At 46.2% G+C, this 22228-nt stretch carries 16 protein-coding genes and 1 other annotated feature; of the genes, 11 read left to right on the top strand and 5 right to left on the bottom strand.

The window, feature by feature from the left end; genetic code table 11:
• Nucleotides 1-142 precede the first annotated feature (142 nt).
• Together ACLIIY_RS12845 and gltB are read right to left on the bottom strand one after the other, a co-directional pair.
• On the bottom strand, nucleotides 143-1612 hold the full coding sequence (locus ACLIIY_RS12845) for a glutamate synthase subunit beta (protein ID WP_005425389.1): 1470 nt from the start codon (nucleotides 1610-1612) through the stop codon (nucleotides 143-145).
• Entirely contained in the window at nucleotides 1612-6162 is a 4551-nt protein-coding gene (gltB, locus tag ACLIIY_RS12840) for a glutamate synthase large subunit (RefSeq protein WP_045416349.1), read from the bottom strand. The genes ACLIIY_RS12845 and gltB overlap by 1 nt, the downstream gene beginning before the upstream one ends.
• A 554-nt stretch (nucleotides 6163-6716) precedes the next feature.
• Here gltB and ACLIIY_RS12835 point away from each other — a divergent pair.
• The 4 genes from ACLIIY_RS12835 (at nucleotide 6717) to ACLIIY_RS12820 (ending at nucleotide 12492) form a co-directional block, all read left to right on the top strand.
• Nucleotides 6717-7661, top strand: coding sequence for a TIGR01212 family radical SAM protein (locus tag ACLIIY_RS12835; protein ID WP_020194022.1), 945 nt, complete (start codon nucleotides 6717-6719; stop codon nucleotides 7659-7661).
• A 50-nt stretch (nucleotides 7662-7711) separates the two neighbouring features.
• Complete coding sequence (locus tag ACLIIY_RS12830; protein WP_434527691.1) at nucleotides 7712-9457, top strand: sensor domain-containing diguanylate cyclase; 1746 nt, start codon at nucleotides 7712-7714, stop codon at nucleotides 9455-9457.
• A gap of 223 nt (nucleotides 9458-9680) precedes the next feature.
• Entirely contained in the window at nucleotides 9681-12041 is a 2361-nt protein-coding gene (gene arcB, locus ACLIIY_RS12825; RefSeq protein ID WP_285377601.1) for an aerobic respiration two-component sensor histidine kinase ArcB, read from the top strand.
• A 1-nt stretch (nucleotide 12042) separates the two neighbouring features.
• Nucleotides 12043-12492 carry a hypothetical protein gene (locus ACLIIY_RS12820; RefSeq protein WP_005436193.1) on the top strand — a complete coding sequence of 150 codons (450 nt, stop codon included), beginning with the start codon at nucleotides 12043-12045 and terminating at the stop codon, nucleotides 12490-12492.
• 70 nt (nucleotides 12493-12562) lie between these two features.
• Here ACLIIY_RS12820 and arcA read toward each other — a convergent pair whose 3' ends face one another.
• On the bottom strand, nucleotides 12563-13279 hold the full coding sequence (gene arcA, locus ACLIIY_RS12815; RefSeq protein WP_005436194.1) for a two-component system response regulator ArcA: 717 nt from the start codon (nucleotides 13277-13279) through the stop codon (nucleotides 12563-12565).
• Nucleotides 13280-13640: 361 nt separating this feature from the next.
• Here arcA and ACLIIY_RS12810 point away from each other — a divergent pair, with 361 nt between their 5' ends.
• Together ACLIIY_RS12810 and ACLIIY_RS12805 are read left to right on the top strand one after the other, a co-directional pair.
• Nucleotides 13641-14048 (top strand): DUF3293 domain-containing protein, encoded by a 408-nt coding sequence (locus tag ACLIIY_RS12810; RefSeq protein WP_033005269.1) that lies wholly within the window; start codon nucleotides 13641-13643, stop codon nucleotides 14046-14048.
• A 55-nt stretch (nucleotides 14049-14103) separates the two neighbouring features.
• The gene (locus ACLIIY_RS12805) at nucleotides 14104-14586 is read left to right on the top strand and encodes a putative 4-hydroxy-4-methyl-2-oxoglutarate aldolase (RefSeq protein WP_005436195.1); all 483 of its coding nucleotides are present in this window, start codon (nucleotides 14104-14106) and stop codon (nucleotides 14584-14586) included.
• On the opposite strand, the gene ACLIIY_RS12800 is transcribed toward ACLIIY_RS12805, so the two are convergent.
• Nucleotides 14583-15053, bottom strand: a complete 471-nt coding sequence (locus ACLIIY_RS12800; protein ID WP_009707713.1) for a hypothetical protein — start codon at nucleotides 15051-15053, stop codon at nucleotides 14583-14585. The genes ACLIIY_RS12805 and ACLIIY_RS12800 overlap by 4 nt on opposite strands.
• A gap of 438 nt (nucleotides 15054-15491) precedes the next feature.
• Nucleotides 15492-15611, top strand: a sequence feature (Thr leader region).
• A 53-nt stretch (nucleotides 15612-15664) separates the two neighbouring features.
• Here ACLIIY_RS12800 and thrA point away from each other — a divergent pair.
• The 4 genes from thrA (at nucleotide 15665) to ACLIIY_RS12780 (ending at nucleotide 21178) form a co-directional block, all read left to right on the top strand.
• A complete protein-coding gene (gene thrA, locus ACLIIY_RS12795) occupies nucleotides 15665-18124 on the top strand; it encodes a bifunctional aspartate kinase/homoserine dehydrogenase I (RefSeq protein ID WP_005434938.1) in 2460 nt (819 codons plus the stop codon).
• 20 nt (nucleotides 18125-18144) lie between these two features.
• Nucleotides 18145-19101, top strand: coding sequence for a homoserine kinase (thrB, locus tag ACLIIY_RS12790; protein WP_122068203.1), 957 nt, complete (start codon nucleotides 18145-18147; stop codon nucleotides 19099-19101).
• Complete coding sequence (gene thrC, locus ACLIIY_RS12785; protein ID WP_434527690.1) at nucleotides 19098-20378, top strand: threonine synthase; 1281 nt, start codon at nucleotides 19098-19100, stop codon at nucleotides 20376-20378. Before thrB ends, thrC begins: the two co-directional genes overlap by 4 nt.
• Nucleotides 20379-20518: 140 nt before the next feature.
• Nucleotides 20519-21178: an NADPH-dependent FMN reductase gene (locus ACLIIY_RS12780; protein ID WP_434527689.1), complete on the top strand. Its 660-nt coding sequence runs from the start codon at nucleotides 20519-20521 to the stop codon at nucleotides 21176-21178.
• 111 nt (nucleotides 21179-21289) lie between these two features.
• Here ACLIIY_RS12780 and ACLIIY_RS12775 read toward each other — a convergent pair whose 3' ends face one another.
• The gene (locus ACLIIY_RS12775) at nucleotides 21290-21490 is read right to left on the bottom strand and encodes an autonomous glycyl radical cofactor GrcA (protein WP_434528553.1); all 201 of its coding nucleotides are present in this window, start codon (nucleotides 21488-21490) and stop codon (nucleotides 21290-21292) included.
• A 143-nt stretch (nucleotides 21491-21633) separates the two neighbouring features.
• Between ACLIIY_RS12775 and ACLIIY_RS12770 the strand changes: the two genes are divergently transcribed.
• Complete coding sequence (locus tag ACLIIY_RS12770; protein ID WP_045400666.1) at nucleotides 21634-22227, top strand: Cap15 family CBASS effector; 594 nt, start codon at nucleotides 21634-21636, stop codon at nucleotides 22225-22227.
• Nucleotide 22228 lies beyond the last annotated feature (1 nt).

Raw genomic sequence — 22228 nt, 5'->3', positions numbered from 1 at the left:
TGACGGGAATAAAAAAGACCAGCACAAAATGCTGGTCAAAATAAAAAGATTGGAAGGAACTGTTTTCTTTCTTGACGACCAGCCATCGATAGTACTGATGGCTGGGTTTATGCCTCGAAAAGAGGAAGTGAGCGCACTCCCTTTAAGCAGAAAGCATCAGTGAATCTGCTTTTGCTTCTAGGTTTGTGCCACCCATTAGATAATCATCGATAGCACGGGCACATTCGCGGCCTTCATTGATACAACGAACCACCAAAGATTGGCCTGTTCGCATATCACCAGCAGCAAATACACCTTCTTGGTTAGTAGCAAAACCTTGAGTTGCTACGTTACCGCGGTCATCTAGCGCGATATCCAGTTGAGCAAGTACGCCTGTTGGTTCAGGGTGTAGGAAGCCCATCGCTAGAAATGCCATATCACATGGAATCACACGTTCGCTGCCTTCTACTTCTTTGAAGCTTGGACGCTCGCCTGGTTTCGCATCTTGCCAAACGATATCAGCTAAACGAAGGCCTGTAACTTCACCTTTGTCATTGCCGATGAACTCTTTGGTTAGGATATTCCAGTGACGATCAACGCCTTCTTCATGAGACGTCGAAGTACGTAGGATCATCGGGTACTGTGGCCATGGCATATTGGCAGGACGTTTCTCTGGTGGAATCGGCATGATTTCAACCTGAGTGATGCTGGCTGCACCGTGGCGGTTTGATGTACCTACACAGTCAGAACCCGTATCACCACCACCGATAACGACAACATGTTTACCCGCGGCGTGAAGTTCTTCACCCTTAAGATCCATGTTGTTGGCACGGCGGTTGTTTTGACCTAGGAATTCCATCGCGAAGTGAACGCCTTTTAGTTCACGACCCGGAACTGGCAAATCACGAGGAACAGTTGAACCACCAGTTAGCAGAACCACATCGAATTCTTGACGCAGTTGCTGAGCATTCACATCAACACCAACATGTTGGTTAACTTTGAATTCAATACCCGCTTCTGCCATCAGGTTGATCTTACGATCAATCACGTCCATACCCAGTTTGAAATCTGGGATACCAAAACGCAGCAGACCGCCTACTTTCTCGTCACGCTCGAATACCGTCACAGTATGACCGGCGCTGTTTAGCTGCTCAGCAGCCGCAAGGCCAGCAGGACCTGAACCGATGATCGCAACGGTTTTGCCAGTGCGAGAACGTGGTGTTTTTGGTTTGGCGTACCCTTCACGATACGCTGTTTCTACGATGGTTTTCTCGATATTACAGATAGTGATTGGGTCTTGGTTGATGCCAAGTACACAAGCACTTTCACACGGAGCAGGGCAAACACGACCAGTAAACTCTGGGAAGTTATTGGTTGAGCTTAGAATGTTCCAAGCTTCTTCCCAGCTATCACGATAAACCGCATCGTTAAACTCTGGGATGATGTTACCGATAGGGCAGCCGTTATGACAAAACGGCACACCACAATCCATACAACGAGAAGCCTGAGTATTGATCTTGTCACCAAACTCCTCGTTCAGAACGAACTCTTTGTTGTTCTTGATGCGTTCAGCTGGGTCGATCTTCTGTGGTAGTTCACGACCATGCTCTAAAAATCCAGTAGGCTTACCCATTATACGGCCTCCACTTGAGTTTCGTTTCCTTGAGACTGTGCTTCAACTTTACGCTTTTGAAGAACCGCTTTGTAGTCACGCGGCATTACCTTAACCATAGAGGCTAGGCTTGCTTCAAAGTTGTCTAGGAAAGACTGAGCGACTTCACTTCCTGTGAATTGAACATGCTTAGTTAGCATGTCGAGTAATAGATCTCTGTCTTCTTGCTCGATTGGGTCTAGGTCTACTAGCTCTGGGTTCAGTTTTGACTCAAAGTCACCTGATTTATCCCATACGTAAGCCACGCCGCCACTCATACCAGCGGCAAAGTTACGACCTGTTGAACCAAGGATAATTGCTGCACCGCCAGTCATGTATTCACAACCGTGGTCACCGACGCCTTCTACTACTACTTTCGCTCCTGAGTTACGAACACAGAAACGTTCACCAGCCATACCGCGAATGAAAGACTCACCCGAAGTTGCACCGTAGAAACACACGTTACCAACCACGATGTTGTCTTCCGCGACAATGCTTGATTTCGCATCTGGATAAAGTACTAAGGTACCGCCAGATAAGCCTTTACCCCAGTAGTCGTTCGCATCGCCTTCCACTTCGAACTTCACGCCCTTAGCTAGGAATGCGCCGAATGACTGACCCGCAGAACCTTTGAACTTCACATTCATTGGCTGAGGTAGACCCGCATCTTTGTACACTTTCGAGATTTCGTTCGACAACATGGTACCTGCAGAGCGGTCCGTGTTAACGATAGGGAACTCGGCATTCACCGCTTCGCCTTTCTCGAGTGCAGGAATAGCTGCTTGAATCAGCTTACGGTCTAGTACTTCTTCTAGGTTGTGGTTCTGCTGAGCTTGGTTGAATACACCATCAGCCTCACGTGGTTGCTCAACGTGGAGAACAGGAGACAGATCTAGGTTCTTGTATTTCCAGTGAGAAACGTCTTGGCGAATCTTCAGCTTCTGACCTTGACCGACCATCTCATCAATAGTGCGGAAGCCAAGTTCAGCCATGATTTCACGTAGACCTTGTGCCATGTATTGGAAGAAGGTTACGACGTCTTCTACGCGGCCATCAAAGCGCTCGCGAAGTGTCTTGTTTTGAGTCGCGATGCCGACAGGACAGGTGTTCTTATGACACTTACGCATCATGATACAACCTTCAACCACCAAGGCTGCGGTTGCCACGCCCCATTCTTCTGCACCAAGTAGTGTTGCCACTGCAAGGTCACGAGGTGTCTTCATCTGACCATCCGCTTGAACCACGATACGGTTACGCAGACCGTTCTTCAGTAGCGTTTGGTGCGTTTCTGCCAAGCCAAGTTCCCAAGGAAGACCGGTATGACGGATTGAAGACATTGGGGATGCACCAGTACCGCCGTCAAAACCTGCGATAAGTACAACGTCCGCTTTCGCTTTCGCTACACCAGAAGCGATCGTACCTACGCCAGCTTCCGATACCAGCTTCACGTTTACACGGCCCGCGCGGTTCGCGTTCTTCAAATCGTAGATAAGCTGAGCCAAATCTTCGATTGAGTAGATATCGTGGTGTGGCGGTGGTGAGATAAGACCGACGCCCGGAGTTGAGTGACGTGTTGCACCGATCCAGTCGTCTACTTTATCGCCTGGTAGCTGACCACCTTCACCTGGTTTCGCACCTTGAGCCATTTTGATTTGCAGCTCTTCAGCGTTAGTTAGGTAGTAAGAGGTTACGCCGAAACGACCAGAAGCCACCTGCTTGATTGCAGAGCGTTCCCAATCGCCGTTCTCTTTGCGCTCGAAACGCATAGGGTCTTCACCACCTTCACCAGAGTTCGATTTCGCGCCAAGACGGTTCATCGCAACAGCTAGTGTGGAGTGTGCTTCGTAAGAAATAGAACCGAATGACATTGCACCCGTCGCGAAGCGTTTCACGATGCTTTCAATTGGCTCGACTTCGTCGATAGAGATAGAACCTGCTGGATTCTTAATAAACTCAAGTTGGCTACGCAGAGTTACCGCGTTGTCACCTTGTTTATCTACTGCTGTCGCGTACTGCTTGAACTGATCGTAGTTCTTGTTGCGTGTAGACTCTTGCAGTAGAGAAATGGTTTCTGGGTTGAATAGGTGCTTCTCACCACGCTGTTTCCATTGGTAAACACCACCAACATCCAGCATTTGAATTGGAATTTCGCGTTGTGGGTAACCGATGCGGTGACGGATCAGCACTTCTTTGGCGATATCATCAAGGGTTAGACCTTGGATACGAGAAACTGTACCTGTGAAGTATTTGTCGACCACTGATTTGTGGATGCCCAAGGCTTCGAAGATTTGCGCGCCGTGGTATGACTGTAGCGTAGAGATACCCATCTTCGAGAAGATCTTCAGAAGACCGCCATTGATCGCTTTACGATAGTTGTTGAACAGATCGCGAGGGTTCGCTTCTGGATCCAACTTCTTAGTACGTTGAAGCTCAATGATGGTTTCAATCACTAGGTATGGGTTAACTGCATTCGCACCGTAACCAAGTAGCGTTGCAAAGTGGTGCGTTTCACGCGCGTCACCGGTTTCAACCACGATGTCACACTTCGCACGTAGACCTTTACGGATCAAGTGGTGGTGCACTGCTCCAACTGCCAGCATTGCTGGGATCGCCGCGTGGTTTGAGTTCACTGCACGGTCAGTTAGTAGGATGATTGAGTAACCATCGATAACCGCGTCTTCTGCGTATTGGCAAATACGCTTTAGTGCGCGCTCAAGCTTGCCTTGATCTTCATTAGCTTGGAATACGATATCCAGCGTCTTCGCTTGCAGGTGCTCGTTATCGATCGCACGCAATTTCTCAAGCTCAGAGTTCGCTAGAACAGGCGATTCCAATTCAACTTTCTGACAGTGAAGTGGTGTTTCAGTCAGAAGGTTTTGGTCTTTACCCAAGTAAGTGTTCAGTGACATAACCATACGCTCACGGATCGGGTCGATCGGTGGGTTAGTTACCTGTGCAAACAGCTGCTTGAAGTAGTTTGAAAGGTGCTGAGACTGATGAGAGAGAACCGCAAGAGGCCAGTCAGCACCCATTGCTGATAATGGCTCTTTCGCATCATTCGCCATTGGAACGATGATTTCGTTCACTTCTTCAGTGCTCACACCGAAAGCTTGTTGACGGTGTAGCAAACGCTCTGGAGAAGGTTGGCTGAACTGGTTGCTCGCATCTGGTAGCTTCTTCAAGCTCAGCAGGTTTTCTTCTACCCACTTCTCGTAAGGCTGCGCCGTTGCGATGGTGTCTTTCACTTCTTCATCAGAGATGATGCGACCTTGCTCTAGGTCTGCAACGAAGATACGACCTGGTTGTAGACGACCGCGGAACTCTACGTTCTCTGGTTCAATATCCACAACACCAGATTCAGATGCCATCACTAGGAAGTTATCTTTGGTCACTGTGTAGCGAGAAGGGCGCAGACCGTTACGGTCTAGTGTCGCACCAACTTGAACACCATCAGTAAAACATACTGAAGCAGGACCATCCCATGGTTCCATAATGTTCGCGTGGTACTGATAGAACGCGCGACGTTTAGGATCCATGTTTTTGTTTTCTTGCCATGCTTCCGGGATCATCATCATCAATGCGTGTGGCAGGCTGCGACCAGAGAGAACTAGGAGCTCAAGTGCCATATCGAAGTTAGATGAATCCGAGCTGCCTTCCTGACAGATTGGAAGAAGCATGTCGATTTCAGCCTGAGTAAACAGGTCTGATTCTAGGATTGCTTCACGGGCTTTCATCCAGTTCAAGTTACCGCGAACTGTATTGATCTCACCGTTGTGGGCAATGTAACGGAAAGGCTGTGCAAGACGCCATTTCGGGAAGGTATTGGTAGAGAAACGAGAGTGTACAAGTGCTAGTGCAGTCACCATGGTCGGGTTTTGCAGATCAAGGAAGTACTGAGGTACTTGCTCGGTCGTTAACTGACCTTTGTACACCAATGTCTTGTAAGACATGGAGTTAATGTAGAAGTCGTCACCAATGTTCGAAACGCTTTCTAGGCAAACACGTACAGTGTAGTTACGAAGTACGTACAGTTTGCGCTCTAGCTCTTCAGGTGTGATGCCAGGGCCACCAGAGATAAACACATGCTCAAACTGAGGTTCTGTGCTTAGTGGGTCTGCACCGATCATCGAGTTATCGGTTGGCAATACACGGTAGCCGATAACTTCAAGATCTAGACGCTGTGCGTTACGTTCTAGAATGTCACGGCATTGTTCGCGTTTGTATTCGTCTTTCGGGAAAAGAACAACACCAACACCATACTTTTCAAACGAAGGCAGTTTAATGCCTAACTTAACGGCTTCTTCTAATAGGAATTCATGAGGTTTTTGTAGCAAGATACCCGCACCGTCACCGCTGCATGGGTCACAACCTTGACCACCACGGTGTTCCATGCGAGCCAGCATATCCAATGCTTGAGTCACTACTTCATGAGATTTACGGTTTTTAAGGTGAGCAACAAAACCGATACCACAAGCGTCATGCTCCAGCTCCGGAGTGTACAGACCCTGTGAATTTTGCTCTCTATCTACCATAGATACATCCTTCCAGTTCAATGTCGACGCAAGAATCCCGGACAGATCTCGACTGCCTTAGGTGCGCTCTTTGCGTCTTGTCCTTTATATTTATGATTCGCCACTGGCCGAGGTTGACCAGTCTTGATTCCTTTCCGTATCTCGCAGGAAAAATTTTGCGAGAAAAACAATCCTTGGTGATATCCCTTTATTTATTGCCACAATTTAGTGACTTATATAGGTGGGAGCGGGGTATCGCCGACAATTCCCGCAGTTGATGTTGTAATAAAAGTCACAAAAACGACGGGGTTGTGTAAGTATCCTACAATTTTGTGACTTGAGAATGCAACGAAAAGTCGCTTTTGTGACCCAATTTTTTCGTTTAAATATTCACTTTTTGTTTAACATTTGCGCAACATTGCAGGTTTTAAGTTGGTTTTATGCAGTTTTATTGATTTCACACTGCTACCTGTTTGTTTGAATTGACTAGAATTATTTGTTTTTTCTTGCAGGGATGTAATTTAGTTACATGAATCGTAGTGAGATTTATTACGGTTTACTATTGGTGAGAATCTATGCAGTTACATGAGTTGGTCAACACATTAGGCCAAGACCTTCAGCGTCGTTACGGCGAAAAAGTCCATAAGCTGACTTTACATGGTGGCTTTAGCTGCCCAAACCGAGATGGCACGATTGGCCGAGGTGGTTGTACATTCTGTAATGTGGCTTCGTTTGCTGACGAAGAAGTGCAGATCAAAAGCATCCACGATCAATTGAAAGACCGCGCGGGAGAGATCCATCGAGCGAAGAAGTATCTGGCATATTTTCAGGCGTACACCAGTACCTATGCAGAAGTACAAGTCCTCAAAAACATGTACGAGGAAGCTCTGAAGGCGGCAGACATTGTTGGCCTTTGTGTGGGCACTCGTCCAGATTGCGTTCCTGATGCAGTATTAGATTTACTGTCTGACTATGTGAATCAAGGCTATGAGATTTGGCTAGAGCTTGGTCTTCAAACTGCCAACAATGACACCCTCAAGCGTATCAACCGTGGTCATGATTTTGAGTGCTACGCCGAAATCACCAAACGCGCTCGTGCTCTGGGCATTAAAGTGTGTACCCATCTGATTGTTGGTTTGCCGAAAGAAAGTCGCGATGACAACATTGAAACGATGCGTAAAGTACTCGAAGTTGGCACTGATGGCATTAAGCTGCACGGCTTGCACATTGTCGAAGGTAGCACCATGGCAAAAGCATGGCGTGCCGGAAGGTTAGAAGCGCCAGAGTTAGAAACTTACGTCGCAACTGCCAGTGAATTGATCCGCATGACACCAAAAGAGGTGATCTACCACCGTGTTTCTTCTGCTGCGCGTCGTCCAACCTTATTATCGCCATTATGGTGTGAGAACCGCTGGTTGGCGATGACTGAAATTGGTCGTGCATTAGATAAAGATGGCGCACAAGGTAGCTTAACCGGCGATGCTTTCATCTATAGCAAACCAGAATTAAAAGCGGAATGATCGATTAAGAACTGTTATATTTCTCCCGATTTGCTTTAAAGGTCGGAAAAATGGATCAGTTACTCAATTGGCTCTGGGATGGGCAGGGCGACTACGGATTTGTGGTCCTGCTCTCTGTGGTATGCGTAATCGCCGTCACGCTGATCTATATACGCTTCCAGTCCAGCTTAAAACAGCTGGTTACTGACTCTCCTTACCCTGTGCTAGTGATCGATGCTAGTCATGGACAGTTATTGCTTTCTAATGACTCAGCCATGCAGTTGCTTGGCATTCGTTCATTAGGTTCTGGCTTTCTTTATCCTGCTTCCTTTCATACTGAAGAACTGGTAACACTGCTTGATAGCTTTTCTAGCCGACACTTCCGTCAACAATTGTTCGGCTGGCGATTGTCCGAGACAGAGAGCATCAAAGTTGAGTTGTCGGGTCGAAAGGGTTTGCTTCGCGGTCACCGAGTTTGGATTGTGTATGCTCAGCCACATCAAGTGACTCACACTGAACAACAGCAAGAGCTTGAACAACTTGGCATAGCTCGCTCTGCTATCGACTCTCTGTCTGAGCTGATCTGTTTGCAAGATCAACAAGGTAAAGTATTAACGACCAACCGCGCATTTGATCTGTTTTGGGAAGGACGCAGAGAAGAAGCGTGTACGTCAAAAGCTCGCCCACTCGCGACTCGTAAAAGTGAACGCCGTTGGACAACTGATCCCCAAGGCCGAAGTTGTTTGCTTGAAGTGAACCAAAGCTCGTTGGTTTCGCAAGCTGGTGAGATGATCGGCACGCTATCCATCAGCCATGACGTGACGGAATGGCACAAGATGCAACAAAACCTTCGTGATGAAATGGAGCGTCGCAAAGACACCGAAGTAGCGTTGGCTCAGCGTGATACGATCTTGCAGACGATTCTAGACGCGAGTCCAGATTCAATCGGTATCTTCAACGAAAACATGGTTTATCAAGCTTGTAATAAACCATTCGTTAATGCACTCGGGATTCCTGATGTGAGCGACCTTATTGGTAAGCGCCTACAAGACGTTATTCCTGAAGATATCTACATCCGCTTAGAAGCCAGTGATTTGCAAGCTTTGAAGCAAACTCAGCCTATACGCTACATCGATAAAGTGAGCAGCAGCGATGGCTACTACACATGGTTTGATGTGGTGAAGTCGCCATTCAAAGATAAAGCGTCCGGCACTAATGGTGTGCTGATCATGGCTCGTGATATCTCAGAGCGTTATCTTGCTGAGCAGAAACTCGAAGAGGCGAATCTTGAGCTAGAGAAACTGAGCTTCTCTGACAGTCTTACCAAAGTGGCCAACCGTCGTCGTTTTGATGAGCAGCTTCATACCCTTTGGTATCACCACATTCGTGAGAAGTTACCACTGACAATCATGTTATGTGATATCGATTTCTTCAAAGATTACAACGACTGTTATGGTCACCAGCAAGGTGATGAAGCCCTCGTCAAAGTGGCTGCGGTATTCCAACAAGTGGTGAGTCGCTCTTCCGATTGTGTGGCTCGATACGGCGGAGAAGAGTTTGCTTTTATCCTGCCAAATACAACCACGGAGGGGGCGCATAAAGTTGCTCAACGTATTCACGAACAAATTCACGAGCTGGCAATTGAGCATGGTTGTTCGAGTGTTTCAAATCGACTGACGGTCAGTATTGGCTTCGTTTCTTATGTCCCTCATCATGGTGATGAACCTGAAATGGGTGTCGCCATGGCCGACAGTGCTCTTTACCAAGCGAAAGCAGATGGTCGAGATCGGACCCATCTTCACCCAAGTTCTTACTAACGCTTTGTGACCGCTTGCTCTAAGTTGAGAGCAGGCGGTTTAAATCACCGTATTAAACACGCTAAACTGCAACTACATAGTATGAGGCGTTGAAGAGCCCTGAAGCATCGCTATTTCATCTGTGTGTATTTCAAACATTTAAACCGTGGAGACACCGTTTCTTTGCGGTTTTACTTTTCCAATCATCAGGGCTCGGTATCTAGCTTGTTCCATGGAGTAGTGAATGAAGCCCATGAAAAATCTCGCCCAGTATTACGTTGACCTTTTGGTTAAGCTGGGGATTGTCCGTTTTTCGATATTACTGGCGCTTGCGCTGGTCGCCTTAGCTGTCGTGGTGCAAGTGGGTATTACCCTCGCGCTCAAAGGCAATGTCGATGACATCGATATCGTTCGTTCGGTATTCTTTGGTCTTCTTATTACGCCGTGGGCGGTTTACTTCTTATCAGTGGTTGTCGATCAACTAGAAGAATCACGTCAAAGGTTGACGAAACTTGTCTCCAAACTGAAAGACATGCGTTCGCGTGACCAAGAGCTGAACTTTCAACTGCAGCAGAACATTGAAAAGCTCAACCAAGAGATTGAAGAGCGTATTAAAGCAGAAGAAGCACGCGAAGAAGCGATGCAAGACCTCGAGAATGAGGTGTTCCAACGTGAACGCACTCAGCTAGAGCTTGCCGAGCGTACCGCACTGTTACGTTCTTTTATTGATGCCTCTCCAGACTTGATTTATTACCGTAACGCTGACGGTGTTTTCTCTGGCTGTAACCGTGCAATGGAAGAGCTAACTGGTAAGAAAGAGCACCAGTTAGTCGGCTTGAGCCCGTGGGATGTCTATAGCAAAGAAGTGGCTGAACACATCGTCGATACCGACCAAAAAGTCTTTGCTGACAATCAAGCGATTACTTACGAGCAATGGCTGGAATACCCAGATGGACGTAAGCATTACTTTGAACTGCGTAAGGTGCCGTTCTACAGCAAGGATGGCCGCCACCTTGGTCTGGTTGGGTTCGGTCGTGATATCACTGAACGTAAACGCCATGAAGAGTCTCTAGAAAAAGCCAGCCGAGATAAAACCACGTTTATTTCTACAATCAGTCATGAACTTCGTACGCCATTAAATGGCATCGTTGGTCTGAGCCGTATGTTGCTTGATAGCCAGTTGACGGACGAGCAGCGCAAGCACATGCAAACCATCAACGTCAGTGCCATTACTTTGGGCAACATCTTCAACGACATCATCGACATGGACAAATTCGACCGTCGCAAATTGGAGCTGTTGCCTGCGCCGTTGAACTTTGAAGACTTCGTCGCTGAAATCGAAAGCATCTCAGCACTGATGGCAGAGCAAAAAGGCCTGCGCTTTGACCTAGAGCGTTTAAGTTCATTGCCTAAAGCGATTGAAGTCGATGCCACACGTCTGCGTCAGGTCATTTGGAACCTTGTCAGCAACGCTATGAAGTTCACCAAAGAAGGTGGTGTGGTGATGACGGTGAGCGCCGATGTTGAAGAAGATTACGCGACCATCATTATGGAAGTGGAAGACACCGGTATTGGTATTCCAGACGAAGAGCTCGATAAGATCTTTGCGATGTACTACCAAGTGAAATCAGGCAAAGACAACCTGCATGCGGTTGGTACAGGCATTGGTTTGGCGGTATCTAAGCAGTTGATCAATATGATGGATGGCGACATTACGGTAGCGAGTGAAGAAGGCTTTGGTAGTACCTTTACCGTATCGATTCATGTACCTATCGTTGAGTTAGAAGAGCCAATTATCGATGCTAAGCGCGATAAAGTGCACCTCAACATCTTTATGGTCGAAGACATCGAACTTAACGTGACTGTTGCTAAGTCCTTGCTTGAGAGCTTAGGTCATACCGTTACCGTAGCAATGACCGGTGAAGAGGCGCTAGTGAACTTTGTGCCGGATGAATATGACTTAGCACTGCTAGACATCCAATTGCCAGACATGACGGGCTTCGATGTAGCTAAGTACTACCGCGAACACTACGACAACTTACCGCCGCTGGTGGCTCTCACTGCGAATGTGATGAAAGATCGTCGCGAGTACCTAGATAACGGCATGGACGATGCCATCAGCAAGCCACTTGCAGTCCAAGCAATGCAAGCCGTGATTGATAAGTTCTTTGTTGAACGTATTGAGAGTGAGCAGGAAGTGGTTGCTGAACCTGAGGTGATCGAAGAAGTTACCCCAACGCCATCACCAGTGCTCAATACGCATTTGCTCGATTTAGATATGCTCGAATCTTACGTGGATATCGTTGGAGTGAAGCCTGTTTACGATAGCATCAAGATGTTTGAAGACATGATGCCAGATTACATTGAAGTGCTTGATTCAAATATGACGGCCAAAGACCAAGATGGCATTGTCTCTGAAGCACACAAAATCAAAGGTGCCGCAGGCTCAATAGGCCTTAAACACATTCAAAGCGTCGCACAGAAAGCGCAGTCTCCAGATATGCCCGCATGGTGGGAGAACATATCAGATTGGGTAGAAGAAATTAAAAACGAGTATCAAAACGATATACAAGTATTAAAAAGTTGGTTGGAACAGAGGAAATAACATGAAGAAATTTGCATCGGCAGCATTGGCAATTGCACTACTGGCAGGTTGTAGCTCTGCTCCTCAAGTGGATTGGCAAGAAGACAGTCAAATCACCATGAACAAGATGAATGTTGAGTTGAAAAGCAACTTATGGGTAAATCTGATGCCAACCATTGGTGAAGTTCAAGAACAGAATGTGCATGGCGCATTGTACTTGAAGGCCGATAAAGAACTTCCAGCAAACTTGACCGTTGATTCGTTGATCATTAAGCAAGGTGACTCTGAATGGGAAATCGATGGAGACTTGCTAGAGCTGCGCACGCACAGTGAGAATCAGTGGGAAGTGGCATTCGTATGGCAAATTGAAGCGGATATGGAAAAGCGCGTTGATTTAGCACTGCTGCTTGATGATGCAGGTAAGAAAGGTTGGTTGGTCGAGAAAGGCATTAAGATCGACAAAGTTTACTAACATCGCTAAACGGCAGATAGAAAAAGGGCTTGCTCATAGAGCAAGCCCTTATTGTTTATGCTGAGGCGGATTAGTCTTCTAGATCGCCACAGAAGCGGTAACCTTCACCGTGAATTGTCGCGATGATTTCAGGTGTACCTGATACAGATTCAAAGTGCTTACGAATACGACGAATCGTTACGTCTACAGTACGGTCGTGTGGCTTAAGCTCACGGCCAGTCATCTTCTTAAGAAGATCAGCACGAGTTTGAATCTTGCCTGGGTTCTCACAGAAGTGCAGTAGTGCACGGAACTCAGAGCGAGGTAGTTTGTAGCTATCACCAGCTGGGCTCACTAGAGAGCGGCTGTTGATGTCTAGAACCCAACCGTTGAATTCGTATTTTTCTACCGAGCGTTTCTCTTCTTGTACTGCGTTAGTGCTCATAGAGCGGCTTAGCAGGTTGCGAGCACGGATAGTCAATTCACGTGGGTTGAATGGTTTAGTGATGTAGTCATCAGCACCGATTTCAAGACCTAGGATCTTGTCTACTTCATTGTCACGACCAGTTAGGAACATCAGAGCGATGTTCGCCTGTTCGCGAAGTTCACGTGCTAGAAGAAGACCATTCTTGCCTGGAAGATTAATGTCCATAATTACCAAGTTGATTGAATTTTCAGACAACACTTGGTGCATCTCTTCACCGTCACTGGCTTCAAAAACAGCGTATCCCTCTGCTTCAAAAATACTCTTAAGAGTGTTACGAGTTACTTGCTCATCTTCTACGATAAGAATCTGCGGGGTTTGCATTGGCGGTACCTAAATTTGTGACAAAATTGTGCTAATAGAATAAATTCTAGGCAAAAATATAACATACAGGTAATGTGATTTTGATAATAAATCAAGTTGATCAAAAAAACACTTCTTTCAGTTATCCGCCTTCCTTGGAATTTTGCCAACTCACCAGTATCCGATGGCGACGTTTATTCTATAGGGCTTGTTTACCTTTCGATTCCCTTTATTTACGGGGCCTGAAACGTAAACACCCTAAGATATGGAGCGGATTTTATATTGTTAACAGCATGCTAACAATGCTCAAATGTTAATTCCATTCACTTTGTTGATTTACATCAATTGATGAAATGTAACTGTTATTAATCGTTTAAGAGTTATGATAGAAAAAAGTAATACGAACATAGACGCATCGTTATGGAATGCTTATTCAGAATCTTTCTTCCGTTTTCATGCCGAATGGAAGGTTACCAGCTACGCAGTGATAACTGCTTGGAACCCTTACAGTAATTTACGGTCAAAAGAAGAGAATTGCATAAGTAATCATAAGCTCGAAAAACAATTAAACCACGTTAAATACGTGCCTGTCACGGTAGGCGATCAAGCTTTTGAATGGTTTGAGGAGAGTTACGCAGCGGAGCTCACTCCAAAAGCAGCGATAGCATTGGCGAATCAGTACCAGCAAAATGCCATCTATTACGTCATTGATGACGAACTTTACCTGATTGCTTGTGCTAACCCAGAGGTGATGCACAAGCTAGGAGCGATAACACTGCGGCTCGTATAAGAAGGATATTACTCACTTGAGCAACAGCTTGAGTGGGACAATTCACGGAGGAACTATGAGAGACATAACACCAGACATTTGTGACCAGTTTGAAGACCAAGTCACCTTGTTAAATTTACCGTTGCAGAACTTCGGTCAACGTACCGCTTTCCATGGCGAAATTGTTACTGTGCGCTGCTACCACGATAATTCAAAAGTGCGCGAAGTTCTCAGCGAAGACGGCACCGGAAAAGTGTTGATAGTGGATGGCCACGGCTCTTGCCAAAAAGCGCTGCTTGGCGACCAACTAGCAATTCTAGGGATTGAAAATGGCTGGGAAGGCATCATTGTTTACGGCGCAATTCGTGATGTGGCGCAGATGTCACAAATGGATATTGGTGTTCAAGCGTTAGGGACTTGTCCGTTTAAAACGGAGAAACGCGATGTGGGTGAAGTCAATGTCACCCTTACAATGCAGAACCAGATCGTCCAGCCTAAGCATTACGTGTATGCGGATTGGAATGGGGTGTTGATCTCGAAAGAGGCGTTGGATTTCTAGAAGCGGAAGCCTAATCCAACTTCGAAGCCTTGTTGCCAATCTTGATAGTCGAGTGTGGCGTGAAGATCTAAATTTTCAGTGATTTTTACGCGGCTAGAGACTTCTGCAGCAAGGCTGCTTTCTTCTTCTCGGATGCCTTCTGTTGTTTCGCCTTTATAAGAACGAACCGTACTCTTCACCGTTACACGATCATTAAAGTGGTAGCTGATACCACTAAGAAGGCCACTTTGGTTTTGAGTGGGTGAGTTATTCACGCGAGCACCAACATAAAGATCAACGGAATCAAACAGCTCGTATGCGTAGCCGCCATCGATATTCCAAACATCAAAACTGTCGGCTTGGTAGTTTTCACTAGAGATGAAAAGTTTGTGTGGGGACGAAGATGTTTTGCCCGGAAGAGGTGGAAGATCAGTCGCTAGACAAACGCTAGGCACGGCGAACAGTAACAGAAAAATCCATTTTTTCATGTTGACCACTCCTTGTGTCTAACTTTGTTATTAGTATGTGCTAAAAGCTTCTCACTATTAAAGCACAGAATATGAAAGCTAGCTCACTTATTTTCCTTTTAATTCGATCCTAGGAACATTGATCACAGTTAAGTGTTTGTTAATTAGCATCAGTAAAGATCGACACTTTGATCTTACGCGCAGCGCTCAAGATCAGATGTAAGATGGTTAGAAGACTCGGTTTTAAGTTAGATGAGTTGGTTGTAGAAAAAGTCATCTTAAGTGTCATCTTGGTAAATCATTGTAATTACATTGAAATATCAATGACATTGCGTAGCATAAATCTCTACAAGGCCGGAAAATAAACAATTTTTTGTTGACTCTGTTTACGAAACTCGGTAAACGTAGAGTTAAGCAAACACATAATTATCGTTGAATATTTATTTATGACATCTCACAGCCAACTAGTAATGACCACAACCATTATTATTACCGACACGACCAATGTTGGGGCAGGCTGCTGAGCGAAAGAAATTCACAAAAAAGGCCTGTATCCAACAAGATACAGGCCTTTTTTTATGCTTTTTTATACAGAATTTAGACAGTTCTAAGAAGATACATCGGAGGAAGGGATGCGAGTATTAAAGTTTGGCGGTTCATCATTAGCAGATGCAGATCGCTTTTTGAGAGCGGCGGATATCATCGCCAATAATGCGCAACAAGAAGAAGTCGCAGTCGTACTTTCTGCACCAGGTAAAACGACCAATAAGCTGGTTGCGGTGATTGAAGGTGCACTCCGTAATGGTGAAGCTGAGCTGCAAATCAATGAGCTAGAAGCTTCTTTTAAAGCTCTGTTTGGTGATATTCAAGCAGTGTTGCCGAACATTGATGGCGCAGCGTTTGACAACCAAGTTAAAACGTCGCTTTCTCAACTACGCCAGTTCGTTCATGGCATCAACCTTCTTGGCATGTGCCCAAATAACGTCAATGCACGCATCATCAGCAAAGGCGAACGCGTTTCGATTCAATTGATGAAGGCAGTGCTTGAAGCGAAAGGCCAACCTGCGCATCTTATCGATCCAGTTGAATACCTCTACGCTAAAGGCGATCACCTAGAAGCCATGGTTGATGTTGAAGTTTCTACTCAGAACTTCCGCCAGAATCCTCTTCCTCAAGGTCATGTGAACATCATGCCTGGTTTTACTGCCGGTAACGAGAAAGGTGAACTAGTTACACTAGGTCGTAATGGTTCAGACTACTCAGCGGCGGTTCTTGCGGCGTGTCTGCGCGCAGATTGCTGTGAGATCTGGACAGACGTTGATGGTGTGTACAACTGTGACCCTCGCTTAGTAGAAGACGCACGCCTGCTTAAATCTCTTAGCTATCAAGAAGCGATGGAGCTTTCTTACTTCGGTGCTTCCGTTCTGCACCCGAAAACCATCGCCCCAATCGCACAATTCCATATCCCATGCCTGATCAAAAACAGCTTTAACCCACAAGGCGCGGGTACGCTGATTGGTCAAGACACAGGCGAAGATAACCTAGCCATCAAAGGCATCACGACACTAAACGATCTGACAATGGTTAACGTGTCTGGCCCGGGTATGAAGGGTATGGTTGGCATGGCAAGCCGAGTATTCGGTGCAATGTCATCGGCGGGCGTGTCTATTGTGCTTATCACTCAATCTTCTTCTGAATACAGCATCAGTTTCTGTATCGAAGCTCAAGACAAGGCAAAAGCGCAGCAAGTGTTAGCGGATGCATTTGAGTTGGAATTGAAAGATGGCCTTCTTGAACCCGTCGATTTTATTGATGACGTTTCTATCGTGACGCTAGTGGGTGATGGTATGCGTACCTCTCGTGGCGTTGCATCTCGCTTCTTCTCATCTCTTGCAGAAGTGAACGTAAACATTGTGGCAATTGCACAGGGCTCATCTGAGCGTGCTATCTCAGCTGTGATTCCTGAAGACAAAATCTCTGAAGCAATCAAAGCGTGTCACGAGAACCTATTCAACTCTAAGCACTTCCTAGATGTCTTCGTGGTTGGTATTGGCGGCGTTGGTGGTGAGCTGGTGGATCAGATCGAGCGTCAACAGGCGAAGCTTGCAGAGAAAGGCATCGTGATTCGCGTGTGTGGCTTGGCAAACAGCAAAGGTCTTCTGCTTGATAGTGAAGGTCTGCCGCTAGAGCATTGGCGTGACCGTATGTCGGCTTCAACTGAAGAATTCAGCCTAGCGCGCCTAATTTCACTGGTGCAACGTAATCACATCATTAACCCAGTATTAGTTGACTGTACTTCAAGTGAAAGCATTGCAAATCAATACGCTGACTTCTTAGCAGCAGGCTTCCACGTCGTAACGCCAAACAAAAAAGCAAACACAGCAAGCATGGCTTACTACCATCAACTTCGCGATGTAGCGCGCAGCTCTCGTCGTAAATTGATGTACGAAACAACCGTAGGCGCAGGTCTACCAGTTATCGAAAACCTACAAAACCTAATTTCAGCGGGTGATGAATTAGAGCGCTTCAGCGGCATTCTTTCTGGTTCTCTGTCATACATCTTCGGTAAGTTAGATGAAGGTATGAGCCTGAGTGAAGCGACAAACATCGCGAAACAAAATGGCTTTACGGAACCAGATCCGCGTGACGATCTATCGGGTATGGATGTGGCACGTAAGCTTCTGATCCTTGCTCGTGAAGCTGGCATGTCTCTAGAACTAGAAGACGTTGTGGTTGATCAAGCTCTGCCACCAGGCTTTGATGATTCAGGCAGCGTTGATGAGTTTATGGAACGCCTGCCAGAAGCGGATGCGTACTTTAAAGAGCTGTCGGCAAAAGCCGCAGAAGAAGGCAAAGTACTGCGCTACGTCGGTGAAATTGTCGATGGTAAATGCACGGTAAGCATTGCTGCAGTCGATGAAAACGACCCGATGTTTAAGATTAAAGACGGTGAAAACGCACTGGCATTCTACAGCCGCTACTACCAACCAATTCCACTGGTATTGCGTGGTTACGGTGCGGGTACTGAGGTTACGGCTGCTGGCGTATTCTCGGACGTGATGCGTACTTTAGGTTGGAAGCTAGGGGTATAACAACAATGAGTTCAAGTGATATGGATGTAGTGGTTTATGCTCCTGCGTCAATTGGTAATGTAAGCGTTGGTTTCGACGTTCTGGGGGCGGCGGTGTCCCCAGTTGATGGCACACTATTGGGCGACCGAGTATTGGTTAAGTCCGGAGTTGAGCCGTTCAGTCTAAAGACGGCTGGTGACTTTGTTGAGAAGCTGCCAACCGAGCCGAAAGAGAACATCGTTTACGATTGTTGGGTGGTGTTTGCTCGCGAGCTAGACAAGAAAGGCGTTGAGCTAAAACCACTTGAAATGACGCTAGAAAAGAACATGCCAATTGGCTCTGGTTTAGGCTCAAGTGCATGTTCTATCGTTGCTGCATTAGATGCATTGAACCGATTCCATGGACAGCCACTTAACGAGACAGAGTTACTGGCACTGATGGGAGAAATGGAAGGCAAGATTTCTGGTGGTATTCACTACGATAACGTCGCGCCGTGTTACCTTGGCGGTGTGCAATTGATGCTGGAAGAGTTGGGTATCATCAGTCAAGAAGTGCCTTGCTTTGATGATTGGTACTGGGTGATGGCGTACCCGGGTATCAAAGTATCCACAGCAGAAGCGCGTGAGATCCTACCATCTCAATACCGCCGACAAGATATCATTGCTCATGGTCGTCACCTTGCAGGCTTCATTCATGCGTGTCATTCTGGTCAGCCAGAACTTGCTGCAAAAATGATCAAAGACGTGATCGCAGAACCGTATCGTGAGAAACTGCTTCCGGGTTTTGCGAATGCACGTCAATACGCAGCGTCTGCGGGGGCATTGGCTACCGGTATTTCTGGCAGTGGGCCGACACTGTTCAGTATTTGCAAAGAGAAAGATGTCGCTGAGCGAGTTGCTCGCTGGCTAGAACAGAACTACGTACAAAACGAAGAAGGATTCGTCCACGTTTGTCGTCTAGATAAGCAGGGTTCGAAAGTAACAGGAAGTGAGCTATGAAGCTTTACAATATAAAAGAAAATGATGAACAAGTTTCCTTTGGCCAAGCCGTTCGCCAAGGGTTAGGTCGTAACCAAGGTCTATTTTTCCCATCGGAACTACCAAAATTTGAAGACGTTGATGCGCTACTGGCAGAAGACTTTGTCTCTCGTAGCACGAAAATCCTATCTGCACTGATTGGTGATGAGCTGGCGGAAGAGCAAGTTAACGCATTGGTTGACGCTGCATTCCAATTCCCTGCGCCAATTAATCAAGTGAAAGACGGTGTTTACGCTCTGGAACTGTTCCATGGTCCAACGCTTGCATTTAAAGACTTTGGTGGTCGCTTTATGGCGCAATCTCTTGCAGCCGTTTCGGACGGCGGCAAGATCACCATTCTGACTGCAACTTCTGGCGATACTGGCGCAGCCGTTGCGCATGCTTTCTACGGTATGGAAGACATCAACGTTGTGATTCTTTACCCGAAAGGCAAGATCAGCCCACTGCAAGAAAAGCTATTCTGTACGCTTGGTAAAAACATTCACACTGTCGCGATCGATGGTGACTTCGATGCGTGTCAGGCTCTGGTTAAGCAAGCTTTTGATGATTCGGCATTGCGTGAAGAGATCGGTCTGAACTCAGCAAACTCAATCAACATCAGCCGCTTGATGGCACAAATCTGTTACTACTTTGAAGCTGCCGCGCAAATGAGTAAGCAAGAGCGTGAAAACCTAGTCGTGTCTGTACCAAGTGGTAACTTTGGTAACCTAACTGCTGGTCTACTGGCAAAAGCACTGGGTCTGCCTATCAAACGTTTTATCGCTGCAACTAATGCTAATGACACGGTACCGCGTTACCTACAAACGGGTAAGTGGGAGCCAAAACCAACGGTTGCAACGACATCGAACGCGATGGACGTGAGCCAACCAAACAACTGGCCTCGTATTGAAGAGCTGTGCCGCGTGAAAGAGTGGGGCTTGGAGACGCTAGGTAAAGGTGCAGTATCTGATGAGCAAAGCGCACAGTCAGTAAAAGATCTATACGCCATGGGTTACCTGTGTGAACCGCACGGTGCGATTGCTTACCGCGTTCTTGAAGAACAACTGCAAGACGGTGAGACAGGTCTTTTCCTATGTACTGCTCACCCTGCGAAGTTCAAAGAAGTGGTGGATGATATTCTAGAATCAGATATCGACCTTCCTGCACCACTAGCGAAGCATGCTGCGATGGAGCTGCTATCGGAAGATCTCGACGCAGACTTTGATGCACTGAAGCAAGTACTGCGCCGCGTGCAGTAAGCTTCAAAAGCACAGTAAGTAGCAAAAACACAAATAACGAGAGGTGAATGAGCAATCATTCACCTTTTTTATTGCCGGTAAGTTTTAACTCTCTTTATGATTGAGAAACGAACTTAACTAAATGAGATGGAAAGAGAAGCATGCATTTTTTGATTTTTCTTGGCTCAGTGAGAGACAGCACGCCACCACGACCAGCCCGTTTAGGAATGCGAGTCAGTAGAGCGTGTGAAAAACTCATCGTGAGTCAGCATTCGCAACATACTGTCGAAATCATTGACCCATTGGACTATGACTTTGGCGATGTGTTCAAGCCCGAGTTTGCTTATCACCGCTCTAAAGTGCCGGAGCACCTAAGTGAGCTGGCAGACAAAATCAAACATGCCGATGGTTATGTGATGGTTAGTCCGGAATACAACCATTCGATGAGTCCTGCCTTGGCAAACATGCTTAACCATTTTGGCAGTTCGCTGTTTTCCTATAAGCCAAGTGCTATCGTGACCTACTCTGCAGGGCAATGGGGTGGCGCTCGTGCTGCAGTGTCGATGCGTACTTTCTTATCCGAGTTGGGGTGCTTGCCAGTGTCGGCAATGATCCACATTCCGAAAGCACAAGAGGTGTTTGATGAACAGGGCGTGGCTGCGGATGAGTCGGATCAGGCGCAGTGGGACAGCTATATGAATCGCACTATGCATCAATTGATTTGGTGGGCAGAAGGGGCGTCACTGCAAAGAGATAGGCTTGATCCAACCGCCTTAGCACAAGCGTTTCAGAAAGATCCTTCGCAAAGAAATGCACCTTAGAGGCGAGTTGCTTTCTACTGTCGGAAGGGTTTCGAAGGATCCAGAAACAAAAAAAGCTTGGTCATTGCTGACCAAGCTTTTTAAATTCTAGCAAGCTAGTTTACTGAGAGATTATAGAGACTCAGTAAAAGTACGAGCGATTACGTCACGTTGCTGTTCTGGAGTTAGCGAGTTGAAACGTACTGCGTAACCAGAAACACGGATAGTTAGCTGTGGGTAGTTCTCTGGGTGTGCAACTGCGTCTTCTAGAGTTTCACGCTTAAGAACGTTCACGTTTAGGTGTAATGTTGGAGAAAAAATATGACGTGTAATGTTTGGAGAAGAGAGTTATTTTTTATGACTTATTCTAAGGTAATGAGATTAGAGTCATATTAATCAAAATTAGCTGCCTTTACCCCCTTGATCTTTATACATTCGCTCTCATATCAAAGAGAGAATTCTTAAAAGGATAGGATATGCACGACTACGCTGTTTTTGGTCATAACCGTGCAACCATTGGTAGATGGTTGGGGGTAAGTTCAATTGTTTTAACGGGGGCAATTTCTAGCCTGATTAGCTATATACATCAATTGACAGGCTTTCAAGCTGTTACGAGCGTAGCTATAACAACTGGTCTTATTTACTTCGCTTTGCATTGGTTGTTCAACAAATTTGCTTGGAAAATACCACTGTTTCAAATACCTGATTTGAATGGTGTATGGAAAGTTAAAGGGACGACCTTAGATGAAGACGGAAATGCTAAATATGAATGGAACGCTGAAATTGATATAGAGCAAACTTGGGAAAAAATGGTTGTTTGCTTGAAAACCAGTCAAAGTGCAAGTGAGAGCTATACCGCTACTCTAGCAAAAGCTAATGGCACTCGTGGTGGTTGGCTGTTGAGCTATAGCTATAACAACAATCCAAATGTAGATCAGTATCATGAACTGAATTCTCATAAAGGATATTGCGAGATTTTGCTAGATAAAGAGTTAAAAATTGGATCTGCTGCATATTTCAACAGTAATGGCAGAAGAACGTTTGGTAAAATGGCGTTGAGTAAAGATTAAT

The sequence above is a fragment of the Vibrio sp. K4 genome (genome assembly GCF_051122595.1).
Classification (GTDB): domain Bacteria; phylum Pseudomonadota; class Gammaproteobacteria; order Enterobacterales; family Vibrionaceae; genus Vibrio; species Vibrio owensii.
The sequence above is the reverse complement of the archived record's forward strand: the minus strand, read 5'-3'. Positions and strand labels throughout refer to the sequence as shown.